The sequence below is a fragment of the Halomonas sp. 18071143 genome (genome assembly GCF_019211725.1).
GTDB lineage: Bacteria > Pseudomonadota > Gammaproteobacteria > Pseudomonadales > Halomonadaceae > Vreelandella > Vreelandella stevensii.
Map to the genome: position 1 here is coordinate 1752133 of NZ_CP078120.1, position 14380 is coordinate 1766512.

The window sequence follows — 14380 nt, forward strand, 5'->3', positions numbered from 1 at the left end:
CCGATGGTGAGATCATCGCGTTGCTGTCTTTATGCTTCCAAGCGGTAGCAAAGGCAAGTTTGCTCTTAAAGAATACGCGTTTGTGCACAGTTTTTGATTAAAATGGCCTGTTGCTCAGGCATGTCGACCATTTTCAGTAGGGTGTAGATGAAACATCAATGAAATATCACAAGGTTTCTAAACAGCTGGATGAGCGTGAAAAGCTACGCAAGTTTCGTGAGCTGGATGACGCCTTTGCCCAGGCGCTGCGTCAATTGGAAGACCCTGACAGTGATTTCGATATTCCCACCGGCCCTCCGGTGCGCTCCTTGGCCGAGCTAGAAGCAGAAGATCAGGCGGACCAACAGAAGCGGCGTGATGAGCTGTTCGGCGAGCGCCTGCATGCGCTGATGGCCGAGTACGACCAATCGGCAGGGGCGTTGCGCGAGTTGATCGATACGTTGCTCAAGTACAATGTGTGGGCGTTGGAGGACATACCCGGTGAGTGAAGGGGGCTGCTAACGGTAGCGGAAGACCCGCAGGCTGGGCAGAAACACCTCACTTTCCAGCTTTTCATCCCGTCGCTTTGCGCGGGTGCGGGCTATGGGCGCTGTTTGTGGTGGCGTTTTAATATCGGGTAGACGCCCCTCTGGCGCAGGGACCACAAGGGGCATGGCCACGTTGAGCGCTCGACGCGTGTGACCATCTGCCAGCGGTTCGGTGTAGAAAAGGTTGGCGCGCATCAGCGGGGCCTGGTTCTGTACCTGGGCCAGCACTTCCTGGCTGGGTAGGCTGGCCAATTTGCGCAACTGGATGCGTACATGAGGCGCGTCGGTGTCCAGTTGCAGTAGCTTCTGCTCCGCTTCCTGAACGCTTATGCGTTTGATGGAGCGGCCGCTGGTATACCAGGCAAAGCGAATTCTGGCGACGGGGGCTTCGGCGAGAGGGATCAGTCGCCAGCACTGCTTCAAATGTAGCCTGGCCAACCCGCTTTGACGCAGCACGCTGTCCAGGTCAGGGTGACGGCGAGGGAGCCGCTGCCTGGCTTCGCTCAATGCAGTAGGGTGAGCCTGTTTGATGTGCCTGAGCCAGTCACTGATCGCCTGCTTGGCATGATTGACGTCATGAAAGGCCTCCAGTAGTGCTTCGTCCGCCGCGATGACTCCAATGTAATTGCGCGTTTCGCGCCCATCCTGGGCTTGCTGATGCCACATGTCCAGCAGCGCATGGCGTAGCCAGCCGGGGTCGCTGAGGCCATCGAAGCGCCACATGGGCAACGGCTGGGTTTCATAAAGCGAAACGGCTTGTTCAATGGCTTGCATCAACTGATCGAAACGGTCATCCAGTTCATGCAGCAGGCGGTAGGCGGGCGAGGACGACATCGTGGGTCAGGCCTCAGGAGAGTGGGGCATCGCGATCCGCCTGTGCCAGCAGAGCGTCCATATCCGCTTCATCCATGGCCGACTCGCCGGAAATACGGTGTGATTCATCGGCCCAGGCACCCAGGTCGAGTAGTTGGCAGCGCTGGCTGCAAAACGGTCGATAGGTACTTTGTGCGCTCCAGGTCACGGGCGTGGCACATTGTGGGCAGGCGACTTCCAGTGGGGCATCGTTGGCAGCGCTCTTCATGCATCTCTCCTCTCATGACTCAATCGTGCATTACTCAATCGTGCGCTATCGTGCTGTAGCGTCGATGCAGCGTGACGACCTGGTGCTGCAGGTGCTCCAGGCTGTCGCTGTTATCGATCACGTCATGGGCACGGCTGAGCCGTTCCTGGCGCGATAGCTGGGCGGCGAGGATAGCACGCACCTGGGCTTCACTCACCCCGTCGCGCGCTAAAGTGCGCGATCGCTGCAGCTCCTCCGGTACATCGACCACCAGTGTGCGTTGCGCCAGCGCATCCTGGCCCGACTCGAACAGCAGTGGCGATACCAGCAGAACATAAGGCGAGTTCAGAGCAAGCTCCTTTAGCCGCAACTGCAGGCGTTCACGAATGCGCGGATGGGTTTCGCTTTCCAGCCAGCGGCGCTGCTCGGGGTCGCTGAAAACGATCTGACGCAGCGCGGCGCGGTTCAGGCCACCATCGGCATCGAGCACCTGTTGACCAAAACGTTGCGCAATCGCCGCCAGTGCGGGCTCTCCGGGCATGACCACTTCGCGGGCGATATCGTCGGCATCTACCCAGCCGACCCCTAGTTCGCCAAATGCGCGTGCCACGGTCGACTTGCCGGAGCCGATACCGCCTGTCAATCCGATGATCATTATCGCCTCCGGTCAGAAGAGTGAGAGATAAAGGGCCATCAGCTCATTGCCCGCCAACAGCCCTAACCAGCCCGCCAGGGCGAGAAAAGGCCCGAAGGGCATCGGTTGGCCACGCAGCCTGGGCATCGTCGCTTGAAGCGTCAGCCCGATGATCGCGCCCAGGCCTGCTGAGACGATCAGTAATAGCGGCAGCATTTCCCAACCCAGCCAGGCACCCAGCGCTGCCAGCAGCTTGAAGTCGCCAACCCCCATGCCTTCCTTGCCGGTGAGTCGTTTGAACAGCCAGTAGAAGCTCCAAAGGATCAAGTAACCCGCCATGGCGCCAATCACGGCACTGGGCAGCATCAGCGGTTGAAACAGCAGCTGGTACAGTAGCCCCATCCACAGTAGGGGTAGAGTGAGAATGTCCGGCAGCAGATAGGTGCGCAGGTCGATGACCGCCAGTACCAGCAGCGTCAAGCAGGCCGCGTACAGAAACAGGCTGGCCAGCGTTGGGCCATGCAGCTGCATGACAGCTACCGCCAACAGCCCACCCATCAGCTCCACGACCGGGTACTGGGGGCTAATGCGGGTGCGGCAGTTGGCGCAGCGTCCACGGCGTTTCAACCAGCCCAGTAGGGGCAGGTTATCATGCCAGGCAATGGCGTGCTGGCATGAAGGGCACAGTGAAGCAGGGTATGCCAGGTTGAAGCGGGGGTGCGCTTCGGCTGGCTGCTCCAGCGCGACCAGGGCTTCGTTGCGCCACTGGCGCATCAACATGACGGGTAGCCGGGTGATGACGACGTTCAAGAAGCTGCCGAAGCACAGCCCCAGCATCAGCGAGATAGCGAGCAGCATGGTTGGCGATAAACCCATGGAGATCCTGAAGTGAAATAAGCGTGTCGACGGCCGAGCGATTAAAGCGCTGTGCCGATTTCGAAAATGGGCAGATACATGGAGACCACGACACCGCCTACCAGGGCGCCCAGGACCACGATGATAAGCGGCTCCATCAGCGATGTCAGTGCATCGACCTTGTTATCGACTTCTTCTTCATAATAGTCGGCCACTCGGTTGAGCATGGCATCCAGTGAGCCCGCCTCTTCCCCAATGCTCACCATCTGCACTGCCAGCGCAGGGAAGCGATTGGTCATGCGCATGGCAAAGTGCAGCTGCTGGCCGGTAGTCACGTCCTGGCGCACTTCGTTGATGGCCTGAATGTAAACACGATTATCGGCGGCGCCCGCCGCCGTTTCCAGCCCTTCTACCAGCGGCACCCCGGAAGCAAAGGTCGTTGCCAGCGTCCGCGTGAAACGTGATACCGCCGATTTATGCATGATGTCACCGATCACCGGCAGCTTGAGCAGCAGGCCATCCAGCCGATAGGCGAGTTTTGGAGAGCGCCGAGCCGCGGCCTTGAGCAGCATCACACTGCCCACCAACCCGCCGATGGCATGCAGCCAGTAGCGCTGGGCCATCTCGGAAAGGTTGACGGTAAATTGTGTCAGCGCTGGCAACTCGGCACCAAATCCCTGGAACATGCTCTCGAACTCCGGGACCACCTTGATCAGCAGCAGCATGGTGACCCCGACCCCAATGGCCATGACCGCCGTGGGATACCAGAGCGCTTTCTTGACACGATTTTTCAGCGATTCGACCTTTTCCTTGTAGCTGGCAATACGCTCCAGCATCTGGTCCAGGGCACCGGCTTGCTCACCGGCATCCACCAGATTGACGAACAGGCGATCGAACTGCTTTGGGTGCTTGGCCATGGCTGCAGAGAGGCTGTCACCGGAAGAGACGTCTTCCATGATCTGCTGGGTCAGTGCCACCATGGCGGGTTTTTTGAGGCTCTCGGAGACCGCCTGGAGAGCTTGAAGGATGGGAATGCCTGCGCGCACCATGGTGGCCATTTGCCGCGCGAACACCATGATATCGACCTTGTTGATCTTGCCTCGGCCGCTGAAGCTGCTGCATTTTTGGATCTTGCCGGCGACGATCCGTTGCCTGGCGAGCTGATCGACGATATCGGCCCTGGTTCTGCCGATCAGCTCCCCCTTCATCGGGCGGTCCTGGGGGCCTTTCCCCGACCACTTCCAGCGGTGCAACGGGGCCGGTTTGGCGCGGCGCGCCTTGGCTTTGGCCATGCGAGGGGTTACTCCTTGCTGATACGGTTGACTTCATCGAGACTGGTGCTGCCATCCAGCACACGGCCAAGGCAACTTTGATAGAGGCTGGGGTGGCCTTCACGTCTGGCCTGCTGGTCGATCTCGATGGCGTTGCCGTCGCGCATGATCAACTGGCGCATGTCGTCGCTGATGGGCACGACTTCGTATACCCCAATCCGACCCTTGTAGCCTTGAGTACACTGCTTGCAGCCCACCGCCTGATAAATGGTGGCATGGCGAATCTCCTGCTGGCTAAAGCCCGCCTTGCGCAGCGCCTCGGCGGGTATGTCGGCAGGTGCTTTGCACTGGTTGCATAGCTTGCGCGCCAGCCGCTGGGCGATGATCAGGCTCACCGAGCTGGCAATGTTGTACGTGGCCACCCCCATGTTGGCGAGGCGCGTCAAGGTTTCGGCGGCGGAGTTGGTATGCACGGTGGAGAGCACCAGGTGCCCGGTTTGCGCTGCCTTGACGGCGATTTCCGCCGTTTCCAGATCGCGGATCTCGCCGACCATCACTACGTCCGGGTCCTGGCGCAGGAAGGCGCGTAGGGCGCTGGCAAAGTTGAGCCCGATTTTGGGCAATACGTTGACCTGACTAATGCCGGACACCTTGATTTCCACCGGGTCTTCCGCTGTACAGATATTGCGCTGCACCTGATTCAGAATATTGATGCCGGTATACAGGGTCACGGTTTTACCGCTACCGGTGGGGCCCGTTGCCAGAATCATGCCCTGGGGTTTCTTGAGCGCGCTTTCATAAGCGGTTTGCTGCTCAGGGGTGAACCCCAGCTGGTCGATGCCCAACTGAGCAGACGTGGGGTCGAGGATCCGCAGTACGACCTTTTCCCCCCAAACCGTGGGCAGCGAGTTGACGCGGAAATCGATCGAGCGGGTGCGTGACAGCTGCAGCTTCAAGGCACCATCCTGGGGCAGGCGACGCTCGGAGATATCGAGCCGTGACATGATCTTCAAGCGGGCAGCAATGCGATGGCGAAGGGCAAACGGTGGCCGAGCGATCTCCACCAGCATGCCATCGATACGAAATCGCACTCGGTACTGGGTTTCATAAGGTTCGAAGTGAATATCCGAAGCACCTCGACTAATGGCATCCAGCAGGATCTTGTTGACGAACTTGACGACTGGCGCGTCCTCACCGCTTTGAGCGGCGTTATCCAGCGTTGCTTCGCTACCATCTTCGTGCTGTACGACATTGAGTTCACTGACGGCATCGTCCACGTCCTCAAGCTCGTCCAGCATGCTGCGTTCGTTTTGCGCCAGGTACTGTACGAGCGTATCGCGTAGCTGATCGGCAGGGGCTAGCACCCCGTCCACGCTTAGCCCGGTAGCAAACTGCAGCTCGTCCAGCTGGGTCAGCGTGGCGGGGTAAGGGACTGCCACGGTCAATCGGTGGCCATGGCGCGCCAAAGGCAAAATACCCAGTCGCTCAAGAATCTTGACCGGATAGTCACTGGCAGCAGGCAGGGCGGCCACTCGTATGGCTTCCAGGTCTACTACCGGCAGGCCGTACTCCCAGGCAGCCGCCACCGCCGCCTCATCGGCAGACACCAGGCTGCTGTCTACCACATGTTGCAGTAGCGATATTTCCAGCTGAGTGGCAGTGTTTTCCGCAATGGTGGCCTGGGCATCGGTGAGCAGGTCGTGCTTGACCAGCCGTTTGGCGATACCGCGCAGCCCCCCGTTCAGGGCAGCATGGCTCAGCGTAGACTCAGGGGCAGGTTGGCTCATGGCATACTCGGCAGCGGGCAAATGAAACGGAATGTAATGCTGAGGGTTGTACCATATTTACTGTTCCCGAGGTACCAGCCACGTACAGGCTCCATACCGTGAAATAGGCCGATTATCGGGGCATGTCAGGAAGATAAAGCTGGTTGCCAATGGGGGGTGGTTAAGCTAATTTAATCAGCAATCAAGGCTGATGTTCAGTAAGATTTGGCCTGACGATGACTCTTACACCGCAAGGGAACTCCGCAATGCAAACGACCCAACCCAACCAACCCCGCCGCTTCAAGCAGCCGGGCTTCACCCTCATCGAGCTGCTGATCGTGGTGGCGATTATTGGTATTTTGGCGGCGGTGGGTGTGCCGCAGTACGGAAATTATTTGGATCGTTCTGAGCAAAGTGCCTGTATTGCAGAACTAAACTCTTTCCGATCGTTGGCTGTTGCCTCATCCGTCGATGCTGATAATTCACAAATTGAGGCCTTTAGTTTTCAGTCGTGTGAAGAGGGCACAAATAAGACAGCACTTGTCGACCGATTTACAAGTACTTCAGAAGAGAACCCCGGCCCAATAACAGTCACAACTGGGAGCCGTGAAGTAGTTGTAACGGTCACAGAGACTGGACGTATTGTTGCTGGCACTGGTGGTGATGGTTAACTAATAGTTGATAGGCGATATATTACGCACTAGGCCGCTTCTTCAAGAGCGGCCTTTTCACTGTATCATGTGAAGTACTGTATGCGAACTCTAGCCAGCGGTTTTAGCCTGTTCGAGCTGTTAATCATGATAGCGGTGATAGCCCTTTTGTCAGGAATGAGTCGGCCCGCGTACTTGGCTTACCTGGACCGTTCCGCCTTCAGCGCCTGTCAGTAAGAGCTAATGCTCGCGTATTGGCGACGGATCACCTGGATGATGCCCTTGAGCCATACCGCTCGTGGGTGAAAGCAACCAACCTACCCAGTTAGCCGTTGCGAATGCTTTGCGCGGCGTATTCGATGGCGATGCTACTTCCCTTGTGCTGAATACCCAGCGTTCAAACGTTCAGGCTCGCATCACGAGCCAAGGCATGGTCGAGCGCGTCGTCACACCTTGATCATGAAGGTGCGTTACCAAGCTGGCTCTTCATACAAGTTCGCGAACTTTACACACTCCCTGCGTAATTCCCGCCTACACTCATGGCTTCTTCAGGTAACGTTAATATCGGGAGCCAACCATGAAACCACTTTCTCTTGCCGTGCTCCTTGGCACGCTATGCTGGCACGGCCTGGCGAGTGCTCAACCTGCACATGCCCCCGCCCATGGCGCCCGTGGCCACCAGGAGCAGCAGGCGGGCCAGAATGGTCGTGAGCATCGTCAGGAATATCAGCGGGAGCATCGCCATGAATATCGCCGTGATCGTGAGCATCGCTCGGAGCGCTATATCGATCTGCCGCGTATCAACGAGCGGGAGCTGCTTGGCCTGCTGCGCCAGTACGAAGCCCCCCGCGCCGAGCCGCTGCCGCCCGGCATACAGCGCCGCCTGGAGCGGGGCAAGCCGCTGCCGCCGGGGATCGCCAAGCGCTTCGATGGCCCCATTGCACAGCAGCTGCCACGCTACCCGGGCTATGAGTGGGAGCGCGTCGGGGCAGACGTGGTGCTCATCGAAGCCGCTACGCGGGTAGTGGTAGATATACTGGTAGATGCCCTGCGATAACGAGTTCTTGGCTAGTGTTGTGGGTAGTCGCTTGAGCGAGCGTTCATGGTAATGCCATCGGCTAGCGCTTATGCTGACCTATCTATTGTCACTCATTCAATGTTCGTTAGAAGAGGCAACTTGATGGCAGCGTATACCCTGGAAGAGCGCCTGGCGCTGGCAATCACCATCGCCGAAGAGGCGGGGCAGATGATCCGCGAGGCGCGTGAGCAGCAGAACTTCGCCCAACGCTTGAAAGAGGGCGTTGAGCTGGTCACCGATGTCGATGTCGCCGTCGACCAGCGAATCAGTCAGCGGCTGGAAGAGCATTTTCCCGGTGAGGCTCGGCTGAGCGAAGAGCTGAGCCCTGAACAGGCGCTCTACCATCCCGCCGAACAGCTATGGGTCGTGGACCCTATCGATGGCACGGTGAACTTTGCCCAGGGCCAGCGTCATGTGGCGGTGTCCATTGGCTGGATCGAGCAGGGCGTGGGCAAGGTAGGCGTCGTTCATGCACCGTTCCTGAATGAGACCTTCAGCGCAGCCCAGGGGCTGGGGGCTTACTGCAACCAGCGGCGTATTCAGCCCAGCGGTGCCGAATCGCTGGCCAGCACGCTGGTCGGTACCGGGTTTCCCTACGACAAGCAGGCCCGCAAGGCCCTGCTGCCACGGCTCGAAGCCGTCCTGACCCACTGCCAGGACATCCGGCGCAACGGTGCCGCGGCGCTGGATATCTGCGACATTGCCTGTGGGCGCCTGGATGCCTATTACGAAAGCGTATCCCCCTGGGATTTTGTGGCAGGCTGGGTGATCGCCCGGGAAGCCGGGGCACGCGTGGGGCATTTGGTCGAGGTGCCGGAAGGCATTCCTGCCGACCTTTTCCCAGAGCAGCTGTTGGTAACCGCCCCCGGCGTTTACGATGCCATGGCGACGCTGCTGGCAAACGCGGATCGCTAGCCTGATGGGTGCTTTTCAACGCAACACGGCAAGCATTTGAAAAGAAAGCGCAAAAAGGGCTTTTCATTTGGCTAATAAAGCGCTAGTATACGCACCGTCCTGAAGCGAAAGCCAACGGGCATCGGAGTGTGGCGCAGCTTGGTAGCGCGTTGCAATGGGGTTGCAAAGGTCGCAGGTTCGAATCCTGTCACTCCGACCAATATCGAAAAAGCCGCTGCATTTATTGCAGCGGCTTTTTTTTCGTTGGCTCATGTTGGTGTCTCTTGATATGCGTCAAGTTTTGAGCGGTGGGAATCATTCTGTGCAGCCGGGTACGGTATGCTCTTGGGCAGGTGGAAGGTCTACTCAAGCGCATCGATCAGGAGGCAAGGATGAGTCGCACAGGCAAGCAGTCTGCAACGCCCGAGGCATGGCATGGGCTGTCGGTAGACGAGGCGTTGGCGCAACAGTCGGCGACCCGTGAAGGTCTGAGCCGCGAAGAAGCAGAGGCGCGTTTGGCTCAGTATGGTGAAAACCGCCTGGAGCAGGCCCAAGGGCGCCCCTGGTACAAGCGGCTGCTGGCGCAGTTTGCCAATATTCTGATGCTGATTCTGGTGGTCGCGGCGGTGGCCAGCTTTCTGCTGGGCCACGTGATTGATGCGGCCGCCATCGTGGGCGTGGTGTTGATTATTGCCTTGATCGGCTTTTTCCAGGAAGGCAAGGCCGAGCAGGCGCTGGACAGTATTCGCAACATGCTCTCTCCCCAGGCAAACGTGCTGCGCGATGGCCAGCGTACCACGGTGCCCGCCGAAGCGCTGGTGCCGGGGGATATCGTGCTGTTCGAGAGCGGGGATCGCGTGCCTGCGGATGTTCGGTTGCTGGAAGTACGGCGCTTGAAAACCGATGAGGCTGCCCTGACCGGTGAGTCGGTGCCCGTCGATAAGCAGCCCGCGCCGCTGGCCCACGATACCGAGCTGGCCGAGCGTTCGAACATGGCGTTTGCCAGCACGCTGGTCGTGCAGGGGAATGCCCGTGGCCTGGTGGTGGCGACCGGAGGGCGCTCGGAAATTGGCAAAATTTCCGAGCTGCTGCGCAGTGTCGAGCAGATCAAGACGCCATTGCTACAGCAGTTGGATAGAGCTGGCCGAGTTCTGGCGGTGTTTATCCTGCTGGCCGCTGGGATCACGGCGCTGCTGGGTAGCTGGCTGCATCAGCAGCCCTTGGGCGAGATGTTCATGGCGGCCGTGGGCCTGGCGGTAGCGGCCATTCCCGAAGGCCTGCCTGCGATTGTGACCATTGGTCTGGCACTGGGCGTTCAGCGCATGGCCAAGCGGCGGGCCATTATCCGGCGGCTGCCCGCCGTGGAAACGCTGGGTTCGATTTCCACCATTTTCTCCGACAAGACCGGCACGCTGACCCGTAATGAGATGACTGCCCAGGCAATCTGGCTGCAGGATGCCCGTTTCACGCTCGAGGGTATCGGCTTTGCCCCGCATGGCAAGCTATACCGGGAAGGAGCTGCCGCCGAGGAGCAGTGCAATGGACTGGCCCATGAGCCTGCCTTGCAACGTTGCCTGTTGGCCAGCGTGCTGTGCAACGATGCCGAGCTGCACCAGGAAGATGAACGCTATCGCATCTTTGGCGACCCCACCGAAGGGGCGCTGGTGGTGGCCGCCGAGAAAGCGGGGCTCGATCACCTTGCATTGCGCCAGCAGTACCCGCGTCTCGATGCGATTCCTTTTGAGTCAGAGCACAAGTACATGGCCACGCTGCATGACCTTGAGGGTGGGTGGCGGCTGCTGGTCAAGGGTGCGCCGGATCGCATTATCGAAATGAGCAGCCATGTGATCACCGATGAAGGCGAAGCCCCGCTGGTAGCTAGCGAGTGGGAGGCGCATATCGAAGCGCTGTCATCGAGAGGCTTGCGGGTGCTGGCGATTGCCGAGAAGGCAATGGAAGAAGGCGCTGAGCTCGATCACCCTCATGTGCAGTCGGGGTTGCGCCTGCTGGGGTTGATAGGGCTGTTGGACCCGCCCCGTGAAGAGGCCATCGAGGCGGTGAAACGCTGCCAGCGCGCCGGTATTCGCCCGGTGATGATCACCGGAGACCATGCTGCCACTGCCTTGGCCATTGCGCGGCAGCTGGGATTTCAGCACACCGAGCGGGCCTTGACCGGGCGTGAAATGGAGGCCATGACCGATGAGCAGCTCGAAGCGATCATTCTGGAGGTGGATGTGTTTGCTCGGGCGTCGCCAGAGCACAAGCTGCGGCTGGTCAAGGCCATGCAGGCGCGTGGAGGCGTATGCGCCATGACGGGTGATGGGGTCAACGATGGCCCGGCGCTCAAACGGGCAGATGTGGGTGTCGCCATGGGCATTCAAGGAACGGAAGCGGCCAAGGATGCTTCGCAAATGGTGCTGGCCGACGACAACTTCGCCACCATCGTCCACGCCATCGAAGAGGGGCGTAAGGTTTACGACAACATTCGCAAGACGATTACCTTCATTTTGCCCACCAACGGTGCCCAAGGGCTGGCCATCATGCTGGCCGTGCTGGCGGGCACGAGCCTGCCGGTGACTCCGCTGCAGGCGCTCTGGGTGAACATGGTGGTGGCCATTACACTGGGCCTGGCATTGGCGTTCGAATCTGGCGAGAAGGATCTGATGCAGCGCCCGCCCCGGGACCCCAAAGCGCCGCTGCTGGATCTCTTTCTGCTTTGGCGGGTGGTGTTCGTATCGCTACTGCTGCTGATTGGCGTATTCGGCATGTTCAACTGGATTCTGGGGCAGGGGGGTAGCGAAGCGCTGGCCCGCACGGGCGCGGTCAATATGCTGGTGGCGGGCAGTGCCGCTTACCTGATCAATAGCCGTTATTTGCTCAACAGCACGGTGACCTGGAAAGGCGTGTTTGGCAGTCGGCCGGTGTGGCTTGCCATCGGGTTGGTCCTGCTGCTGCAACTGGGGTTCACCTACTTACCCTTCATGCAGTTCGTGCTGGTCAGCGAGGGGCTGGCTGCTCACCACTGGCTTGCCATTCTGGTGGGAAGCATGGCCGTGTATGGCGTGGTCGAGGTGGAAAAAAGCATCTTGCGCCGGAAGAGGTGAGTGCCACCGCCTGCCATGGGCAGGCAGCGGCAACGTCAGAGCGTTAAGAGGTGTTCAGTCACTCTGGGCTTTATGGTCGGCAAGGGCCGCTGTCACGGCTTCTTGCCACTGTCCTTCGGTAATGCCCCAGTGGTCGGCCTGGTCCTTGTCAGGACTGCCCGCCGCCGCCGCGTTCAGTTCTTCCGGGGAATAACTTTCAAAACAGTGTTTGGCAAAGGCTTTGGCCTTGCCATCGCTCAACTGGTTGATCATTTCCATGGGTCGCTCCTTTCCCTGGTGCTGAAGTAAGAGGTAATAAGTACCTGATGCCGAGCGCAGCCCGGCAACGGACAGCCGTCAGTATAGCCTCAGGCCATCAATGCATCCACGACGATCTTGACGGCAATCGTGGCCAGCAGGCACATGATGAGCCTGTCGAACCAGCGATGGGGCAGGCGTTTGCCCAGTCGGGCGCCCAGCGGCATGGCCGCCAGAATGACCAGCAGGGCAGCCAGGCTGTACAACGAGCGCTCCCAGGTGAGAATGCCGGCGCTGAGCAGAGCCGGGATCTGTACCAGCGTGATCGCCACGAAGAACACCGAAATCGAGCCGATGAACACCGGGCGCTCCAGGCGCATCGCGTTCAGAAAGGTCACTGACGCCGGGGCGGACATGCCCGCCGCACCTTGCAGCACGCCTGCCACCAGCCCCACCGGCAACACGATGCGCTGCGCCAGCGGGAAGGGCAGCGTAAAGCTGCGGTTGGCCAGCTTGATGGCCAGGTAGAGCACGATGGCAGCCGCCACGCCCAGCGACAGCAGCGTGGGCGACAGCACCACCAGCCCCCAGGTGCCGATCACGATGCCCAGCCCACCGGAGAGGCCGAACCAGAGCAGAAAGCGATGCGGCAGCAGATGGTGGCGGTACTGCCAGACCTGCAGGGCATTGCTGAACAGGTTCGGGGCCACCAGCACGGCAATGGCCAGCTTGACATCGTACAGCATGGTCAGCACGGGAATGACGATGACCGGTACGCCAGAGCCGATGGCACCCTTGATGATCCCCGCGGCCATCAGCGTCAGAAAGGCAACGATCATGCGGCGTTACTCAGATTACTTGAGTACATGAGCTTACTTGAGTACATGGGCTTACTTGAGTACATAGCAGGGCGTGTAGGGCTGTCCGTCCAGTTTCATGCGGCCCTGGGCCACGAAAGAGCCGAGCAGGTCGTCCAGGCGCTGCATCAGCTCGGGCTCTGCGGTCAGTTCGAAAGGCCCGTGAGCCTCGATGGCCCGAATGCCCGGCTCTTTCACGTTGCCTGCCACGATGCCCGAAAAAGCGCGGCGCAGGTTGGCTGCCAGCTCGTGGGTGGGCTGCTGGCGGTGCAGCGCCAGGCTGCGCATGGCTTCGTGGGTAGGCTCGAAGGGTGCCTGGAACTCGCGGGCAATGGTCAGGCGCCAGTTGTAGTAGAACGCATCCTGGTGCTGGCGGCGGAACTCGCTGATCTGCTGGATGCCATCGCGCATGGTGCGTGCCACGGCCGTCGGGTCGCCGGTGATGATGGTGTAGAAGCGGCGGATCTCTTCACCCAGGGTGTAGACCAGAAACTCGTCGATTTTCTCGAAATACTCGGCGGAACTGGCGGGGCCGGTGAAGACCAGCGGGAAGGGAATGTCCTGGTTGCTGGGGTGCAGCAGAATGCCCAGCAGGTAGAGAATCTCTTCGGCGGTGCCCACGCCGCCGGGGAACACGATGATGCCGTGGCCCAGGCGCACGAAGGCTTCCAGGCGCTTTTCGATATCCGGCATGACCACCAGTTCATTGACGATCGGGTTGGGGGCTTCCGCGGCAATGATGCCTGGCTCGGAAATGCCCAGGTAGCGGCCCTCCTTGCGGCGCTGCTTGGCATGCGCGACATTGGCCCCTTTCATGGGGCCTTTCATGGCCCCTGGGCCGCAGCCGGTGCAGATGTCCAGGTCGCGGAGCCCCAGGTGATAGCCGACGTCCTTGGTGTATTCGTACTCTTCACGGGAAATCGAGTGGCCGCCCCAGCATACTACCAGGCTCGGGTCGCGGCCCGGCTTCAGCGTGCCCGCTTTGCGCAGAATGTGGAACACGGCATTGGTGGTGCCTTCGCCAGTGCTGAGGTCGAAACGATTGTGGTGCTGGATCTCGTTATAGACGTAGACGATGTCACGGATGATCGACGACAGGTGCTCACGAATGCCGCGTATCATGCGTCCGTCAACGAAGGCTTCCGCTGGCGCGTTGGTAAGCTTCAGACGTATCCCGCGATCCTGCTGCAGCACTTCGATGTCGAAATCCTTGTAGGCTTCGAGGAGGGCCAGGCTGTCATCGGTGGGGCTGCCGCAGTTGAGCACGGCGAGGGCGCAGCGGCGCAACAAATCATGTAACCCGCTTTTCGAGGTGCTCTTGAGGCGATTGACCTCGTGCTGGGACAGCACTTCCAGGCTGCCTTCGGGAGAAATGATGCTGGAAATGGTGGCGCGGGGTGCTGAAGGTTGCGTCATTGTATGGACTATCCCTGAGTATGATCATGAC

The 14380-nt window shown here is 59.9% G+C and carries 14 protein-coding genes and 1 tRNA gene; 6 read left to right on the forward strand and 9 right to left on the reverse strand.

Going from position 1 to position 14380, the window contains the following annotated elements:
* The first annotated feature begins 158 nt into the window (after positions 1 to 158).
* A complete protein-coding gene (locus KVY02_RS08120) occupies positions 159 to 488 on the forward strand; it encodes a hypothetical protein (protein WP_193461517.1) in 330 nt (109 codons plus the stop codon).
* A 9-nt stretch (positions 489 to 497) separates the two neighbouring features.
* Here the strand turns inward: KVY02_RS08120 and KVY02_RS08125 are convergent, their stop codons facing one another.
* Genes KVY02_RS08125 through pilB form a run of 6 tightly spaced genes read right to left on the reverse strand, consistent with a single transcriptional unit; the run spans position 498 to position 6134 of the window.
* The gene (locus KVY02_RS08125; protein WP_218314944.1) at positions 498 to 1361 is read right to left on the reverse strand and encodes a DNA replication terminus site-binding protein; all 864 of its coding nucleotides are present in this window, start codon (positions 1359 to 1361) and stop codon (positions 498 to 500) included.
* A gap of 13 nt (positions 1362 to 1374) precedes the next feature.
* Positions 1375 to 1608, reverse strand: coding sequence for a DNA gyrase inhibitor YacG (gene yacG, locus KVY02_RS08130; RefSeq protein WP_016913760.1), 234 nt, complete (start codon positions 1606 to 1608; stop codon positions 1375 to 1377).
* A 34-nt stretch (positions 1609 to 1642) separates the two neighbouring features.
* The gene (gene coaE, locus KVY02_RS08135) at positions 1643 to 2242 is read right to left on the reverse strand and encodes a dephospho-CoA kinase (protein ID WP_218314945.1); all 600 of its coding nucleotides are present in this window, start codon (positions 2240 to 2242) and stop codon (positions 1643 to 1645) included.
* 12 nt (positions 2243 to 2254) lie between these two features.
* Complete coding sequence (locus tag KVY02_RS08140) at positions 2255 to 3097, reverse strand: prepilin peptidase (protein WP_218314946.1); 843 nt, start codon at positions 3095 to 3097, stop codon at positions 2255 to 2257.
* A 41-nt stretch (positions 3098 to 3138) separates the two neighbouring features.
* A complete protein-coding gene (locus KVY02_RS08145) occupies positions 3139 to 4368 on the reverse strand; it encodes a type II secretion system F family protein (protein WP_081193259.1) in 1230 nt (409 codons plus the stop codon).
* A gap of 8 nt (positions 4369 to 4376) precedes the next feature.
* Positions 4377 to 6134, reverse strand: a complete 1758-nt coding sequence (gene pilB / locus KVY02_RS08150) for a type IV-A pilus assembly ATPase PilB (protein WP_081193256.1) — start codon at positions 6132 to 6134, stop codon at positions 4377 to 4379.
* A gap of 245 nt (positions 6135 to 6379) precedes the next feature.
* Between pilB and KVY02_RS18460 the strand changes: the two genes are divergently transcribed.
* From KVY02_RS18460 to KVY02_RS08175, 5 genes are all read left to right on the forward strand, one after another.
* Positions 6380 to 6784, forward strand: a complete 405-nt coding sequence (locus KVY02_RS18460; protein ID WP_081193254.1) for a pilin — start codon at positions 6380 to 6382, stop codon at positions 6782 to 6784.
* Positions 6785 to 7340: 556 nt separating this feature from the next.
* On the forward strand, positions 7341 to 7820 hold the full coding sequence (locus tag KVY02_RS08160; RefSeq protein WP_218314947.1) for an anti-virulence regulator CigR family protein: 480 nt from the start codon (positions 7341 to 7343) through the stop codon (positions 7818 to 7820).
* A 123-nt stretch (positions 7821 to 7943) separates the two neighbouring features.
* A complete protein-coding gene (locus KVY02_RS08165; protein ID WP_218314948.1) occupies positions 7944 to 8756 on the forward strand; it encodes an inositol monophosphatase family protein in 813 nt (270 codons plus the stop codon).
* Positions 8757 to 8878: 122 nt separating this feature from the next.
* Positions 8879 to 8955, forward strand: a tRNA-Pro gene (locus KVY02_RS08170).
* 172 nt (positions 8956 to 9127) lie between these two features.
* Positions 9128 to 11839 carry a cation-transporting P-type ATPase gene (locus KVY02_RS08175; RefSeq protein WP_218314949.1) on the forward strand — a complete coding sequence of 904 codons (2712 nt, stop codon included), beginning with the start codon at positions 9128 to 9130 and terminating at the stop codon, positions 11837 to 11839.
* 54 nt (positions 11840 to 11893) lie between these two features.
* On the opposite strand, the gene KVY02_RS08180 is transcribed toward KVY02_RS08175, so the two are convergent.
* The 3 genes from KVY02_RS08180 to ppnN form a co-directional block, all read right to left on the reverse strand.
* On the reverse strand, positions 11894 to 12097 hold the full coding sequence (locus KVY02_RS08180) for a hypothetical protein (protein WP_039178069.1): 204 nt from the start codon (positions 12095 to 12097) through the stop codon (positions 11894 to 11896).
* Positions 12098 to 12186: 89 nt separating this feature from the next.
* Positions 12187 to 12915, reverse strand: a complete 729-nt coding sequence (locus KVY02_RS08185) for a sulfite exporter TauE/SafE family protein (RefSeq protein WP_016913771.1) — start codon at positions 12913 to 12915, stop codon at positions 12187 to 12189.
* A 51-nt stretch (positions 12916 to 12966) separates the two neighbouring features.
* The gene (ppnN, locus tag KVY02_RS08190; protein ID WP_305729929.1) at positions 12967 to 14349 is read right to left on the reverse strand and encodes a nucleotide 5'-monophosphate nucleosidase PpnN; all 1383 of its coding nucleotides are present in this window, start codon (positions 14347 to 14349) and stop codon (positions 12967 to 12969) included.
* Positions 14350 to 14380: the final 31 nt, after the last annotated feature.

What these genes read in the sequence shown, in the direction of transcription:
- ppnN (WP_305729929.1), bottom strand. Translation starts at nt 14,349, where the DNA reads ATGACGCAACCTTCAGCACCCCGCGCCACCATTTCCAGCATCATTTCT.
- KVY02_RS08160 (WP_218314947.1), top strand. Translation starts at nt 7,341, where the DNA reads ATGAAACCACTTTCTCTTGCCGTGCTCCTTGGCACGCTATGCTGGCAC.
- KVY02_RS08120 (WP_193461517.1), top strand. Translation starts at nt 159, where the DNA reads ATGAAATATCACAAGGTTTCTAAACAGCTGGATGAGCGTGAAAAGCTA.
- pilB (WP_081193256.1), bottom strand. Translation starts at nt 6,134, where the DNA reads ATGAGCCAACCTGCCCCTGAGTCTACGCTGAGCCATGCTGCCCTGAAC.
- yacG (WP_016913760.1), bottom strand. Translation starts at nt 1,608, where the DNA reads ATGAAGAGCGCTGCCAACGATGCCCCACTGGAAGTCGCCTGCCCACAA.
- KVY02_RS08140 (WP_218314946.1), bottom strand. Translation starts at nt 3,097, where the DNA reads ATGGGTTTATCGCCAACCATGCTGCTCGCTATCTCGCTGATGCTGGGG.
- KVY02_RS08125 (WP_218314944.1), bottom strand. Translation starts at nt 1,361, where the DNA reads ATGTCGTCCTCGCCCGCCTACCGCCTGCTGCATGAACTGGATGACCGT.
- KVY02_RS08145 (WP_081193259.1), bottom strand. Translation starts at nt 4,368, where the DNA reads ATGGCCAAAGCCAAGGCGCGCCGCGCCAAACCGGCCCCGTTGCACCGC.
- KVY02_RS08180 (WP_039178069.1), bottom strand. Translation starts at nt 12,097, where the DNA reads ATGGAAATGATCAACCAGTTGAGCGATGGCAAGGCCAAAGCCTTTGCC.
- KVY02_RS18460 (WP_081193254.1), top strand. Translation starts at nt 6,380, where the DNA reads ATGCAAACGACCCAACCCAACCAACCCCGCCGCTTCAAGCAGCCGGGC.
- KVY02_RS08175 (WP_218314949.1), top strand. Translation starts at nt 9,128, where the DNA reads ATGAGTCGCACAGGCAAGCAGTCTGCAACGCCCGAGGCATGGCATGGG.
- KVY02_RS08165 (WP_218314948.1), top strand. Translation starts at nt 7,944, where the DNA reads ATGGCAGCGTATACCCTGGAAGAGCGCCTGGCGCTGGCAATCACCATC.
- KVY02_RS08185 (WP_016913771.1), bottom strand. Translation starts at nt 12,915, where the DNA reads ATGATCGTTGCCTTTCTGACGCTGATGGCCGCGGGGATCATCAAGGGT.
- coaE (WP_218314945.1), bottom strand. Translation starts at nt 2,242, where the DNA reads ATGATCATCGGATTGACAGGCGGTATCGGCTCCGGCAAGTCGACCGTG.